Genomic DNA, 4,139 nt, shown 5'->3' with positions numbered 1-4,139 from the left:
ATCAGTTCTTCATGATTTCCACGTTCTACTATTTCGCCATCTTTTAAGACTAAAATCTGGTCTGCATTTCTAATGGTTTTTAATCTATGGGCAATCATAATTACTGTCTTATTTTTTGTAAGTTGTTCTATAGCTTCTTTTAATTTATCTTCATTTTCAGGGTCAATATTGGCTGTTGCTTCATCAAAGATAATTATGTCTGCATCTTTTAGCATGGCTCTAGCTATGGATATTCTTTGTTTTTCTCCACCTGATAGACTTGCTCCACCTTCTCCGATAATAGTATTATATCCATCCGGGAGATTTTCTATAAATTCGTGACATCTTGCTTTTTTTGCAGCTTCTACAACTTTTTCATGGCTTGCATTTTGTTTTCCAAATTTTATATTGTTTTCAATTGTATCTTCAAAGAGATAGACGTCTTGAAATACCATGGAAATTGAATTCATAAGATTTTCTATCTTATAATCTTTAATATTCTTTCCTCCGATTAAAATTTCACCAGAATTTACATCCCAAAATCTCGCTATTAGATTGCAAAATGTTGTCTTACCAGATCCAGATGGACCAACTATGGCAGTCATGGTGTTTCCTTTTATCTCTGCTGATACATTTTTTAAAATTGGTCTATCATCATAAGAGAAAGAAACATTTTTAAATACTATATTATGATTTTTTATAGAATCTGAAACTTCTCCTTCTTCCATATCTTCCATATCATTTACATAGGAATAAGAATCTATTGCATTCTCAACCATTCTTAGCATTGTCATAGCAGATCCAGATGTTATAAGCCCATCAAATATTACAAAACTTGCTATAAGTATCATAATAGTATTGACTATTTGACCGTTTTCAACAAAATATAATTTTATTGATATAAACAACATCAAACAAATTGTTATAGCTATTATGATTTTAGCTAATAAACTATATGGCATTATAGTTTTTTCTAAATCAAAAGAATATTTACTTGCACCATCAAAGCTTTTATCAAGTTTCTTATTATTGTTTCCTCCAAGATTATAAGATTTTATTATTTGCATTCCTTGTAATGTTGATAAGACTTCTTTGGTAAGTGATACTTGAATCTCATGAATCTTGTCTGCATTTTTACTAGACCTTTTTTGCATACGAGCAACAATCAACAAAAATACAATAGAGCCAACTATTGCTACAAGACCTACCTTATAAGAAAATAAAAATAAGGATGAGATAAAAACAATAGCATTAAGCATACCACCGAAAACCATAATATACAAAGTTGGAACCCAAGTCTCTATATTATCTAAGTTAGTAGTTGCAATAGTTGTTAAATTTCCAAGGCTTAAACTTGAGAAAAATCCCATGGGAACTTTTTTTATTTTTTCACCTAATTCAATTCTCTTGTGTCCAGCCATAAAATATCCAGCATGTGTTTGTTTGAGCATAGAGGAATTTTTTGAAATAATTACTCCAGCTATACTAATTAATAAAAATAAACATGATATTCCTATTGTTTTGAAACTTATATCCTTGTTTACTATCCCAAAAATCGCATAATAAATGGCTGCAAATTGTAGAGCATTAAAAATAGAACCGAAAAAATTAGCAAAGATTGATTTTTTTATATACACTTGTTCTTCAATAGAAAAATTCCATATTTTTTTAAAAACACTAAGCATTTTCTTCTCCTTTCAAGGCAGTTTCCCAAAGATCGTGATAATCTTTTGATTCCTTCAAAAGCTCTTCATGACTTCCTTTACATGCAAGTTCTCCATTTTTAATTACAAATATATTATCTACATCTGTTATTGTCTTTAAACGATGGGCAATTATAATAAGAGTTTTCCCTTTGACAAGCTCTGATATCGCATCTTGAATCAAGGCTTCATTTTCAGGATCGATATAAGAGGTAGCCTCGTCTAAAATAACTATTGGAGCATTCTTTATCATAGCTCTTGCAATTGATATTCTTTGCCTTTCTCCTCCAGACAAATGTTTACCAGCTTCTCCTACTCTTGTATCATATCCATCTGACAACTTCATTATAAAATCATGGCAGGCTGCTTTCTTACATACTTCAATTATTTCCTCATCACTAGCATTTTTATTTCCTATTCTGATGTTATCTTTAATTGACATATCAAAAAGAAAATTATCTTGTGCTACATAGGAAATAACAGTAGATAACTTTTCAAGGGACATATCTTTAATATTTACATTTCCTATACTTATAGAACCACTATCTACGTCCCAAAATCCTGAAATTAGTTTTGCAATAGTCGACTTTCCCGAACCCGATTCGCCTACTAAAGCATTCACACTTCCTTCTTCTATATTTATATTTATATTGTTTAGGACTTGCTTATCTTTTTCATAAGAAAAATCTACGTTTTTTATATCTATATTATAATTTTTTATATCCAAATTTTCATTTTTATGAGATAATTCTCTCGCAGAAAGTATATTTTTAATCTCTTCGAAAATAGTTGACATTCTTCCAATATCATCTTCAAAAGTCATTACTCTCATAATATTTTGGATAGTCCCAAAAGAAAGGATTATCAATGTTAAAAATACACCACCATCTAGTGAACCATTCATACAGAAATATAAACCAAATGGTATAATTGTCAAAATACCAACTGGAGCAATAGACATACTTATCGCATAGTCTCTTGTATTTTCTCCCATCCAATTGTAATAATAATTCGCCTTTTTATACACATTGTCCCTGTATTTTCTATAAGATTTTTCGCCTTGATTAAATGTTTTAATAACCTCTATTCCATTTATATATTCAACTACAGAATTGTTCATATCTTGGCTAATTTTAACTGCTTGTGGAAACTTTACCTTAATTCTTTTCATCGGCCCTGCCATAAAAAATCCACCAATAACTAATGGAATTAAAGATATTAAACTTAGTCTATAATCTAAAATTAACATGTAAACAAATAATATTATAGGTCCGACTAAATTAGCTGTCATCTCAGGTATCATATGAGCCAATGTTGTTTCAGTATTATCGACTTGATTTACAATTATGTCTTTTAACTTACCAGTAGATTCATTCAATATATCTCCTAATGGCATATTAAATAATTTTTCCATAAGGCTTTTTCTTATATCTCGTATTATTTTATAGGCTGTTTTATGAGAAATCATTGTTGACAAAAACATAAACACTTCTTTGATTATAAGACATAAAAGTATAAAGAAAATTTTATTTATATAGTAATAAAAATCTTGGCTACCATCAATTAATGATATAATCATCTTACTTAGAATAATATATACAAAAAGATTTGAAATTACTCCAAGTATTGAAAACAAGACAGAAATAAAATATGGTGCTTTATTTCTCTTAATGTATTTTTTTAATAGATCCATAAATTTAACTCCTTTCATCATCTTTTTTCATTACATTTATAAAATAAGTCTCTATCATTTCAGTTAGATATATCTTATTTTTTGTAAAATTCTCACGTGCATTCAAAATTTCGCAAGCCATCAATCCAGAATTCATAATATTAATCATAAATTCAAATGTTTCATCAGAAGGTAACTCGTTAAACAAAGTAGAAAACAATTCTTTAAATACTTGTATGGACTCTTTTTTTATTTTCACATATAATTCTTTCAGATCATCATTTTCTTTTAACTCACATAAAAACATAACATAAAGCTTTACATAATCATTATCTGCAAGTATCTTGTCTATAATCATTCTTGAAAACAACTGTGGACTTAATATTAATCCTTCATCATAAATTGATTTTTGAATAACATCCTTTCTATTTAAATTACCTTCCATCATAATGTCGTATAAGATTTCATGCGTAGAACCATAATGATGATACAAGCCACCTCTAGAAAGCCCAGTAGCTTCCATAATGTCATTCATAACTGTATTTCTAAATCCCTTATCCAAAAAGACTTTAATAGCTGCTTGTCTAATCTGCTTTTTTCTTTCATCAGCTTCCATTTTCATTTTATAAATAACCTCCAAACCGACACTCTTGTCGGTATTATTATATCAGCACTGATAATCATTGTCAATAGCTTCGCTTATACTTCTTTATTAATTTTTTTAAATGCGGTATAATTAATAAAACCTAATAAACGCTTAACGCTAATAACTTTAATAGACCAAC

Annotated in this window: 3 protein-coding genes; all 3 read right to left on the bottom strand. The window is 28.7% G+C overall.

Annotated features, from left to right (window positions below; all coding sequences use genetic code 11):
- On the bottom strand, positions 1-1,664 hold a 1,664-nt coding region (locus HMPREF2782_RS01145; RefSeq protein ID WP_070640270.1), incomplete at its 3' end, for an ABC transporter ATP-binding protein.
- Positions 1,657-3,375 carry an ABC transporter ATP-binding protein gene (locus tag HMPREF2782_RS01140; protein WP_070640267.1) on the bottom strand — a complete coding sequence of 573 codons (1,719 nt, stop codon included), beginning with the start codon at positions 3,373-3,375 and terminating at the stop codon, positions 1,657-1,659. The genes HMPREF2782_RS01140 and HMPREF2782_RS01145, both read right to left, overlap by 8 nt.
- Positions 3,376-3,379: 4 nt before the next feature.
- The gene (locus tag HMPREF2782_RS01135; RefSeq protein ID WP_070640264.1) at positions 3,380-3,976 is read right to left on the bottom strand and encodes a TetR/AcrR family transcriptional regulator; all 597 of its coding nucleotides are present in this window, start codon (positions 3,974-3,976) and stop codon (positions 3,380-3,382) included.
- Positions 3,977-4,139: the final 163 nt, after the last annotated feature.

The organism is Anaerococcus sp. HMSC068A02 (genome assembly GCF_001811125.1).
In the GTDB taxonomy this organism is placed as follows: Bacteria; Bacillota; Clostridia; order Tissierellales; family Peptoniphilaceae; genus Anaerococcus; species Anaerococcus vaginalis_C.
The sequence above is the reverse complement of the archived record's forward strand: the minus strand, read 5'-3'. Positions and strand labels throughout refer to the sequence as shown.

Bases quoted from the DNA above. Each gene is read 5' to 3' on its own strand.
- HMPREF2782_RS01140 (WP_070640267.1), bottom strand. From the start codon at position 3,375: ATGGATCTATTAAAAAAATACATTAAGAGAAATAAAGCACCATATTTT.
- HMPREF2782_RS01135 (WP_070640264.1), bottom strand. From the start codon at position 3,976: ATGAAAATGGAAGCTGATGAAAGAAAAAAGCAGATTAGACAAGCAGCT.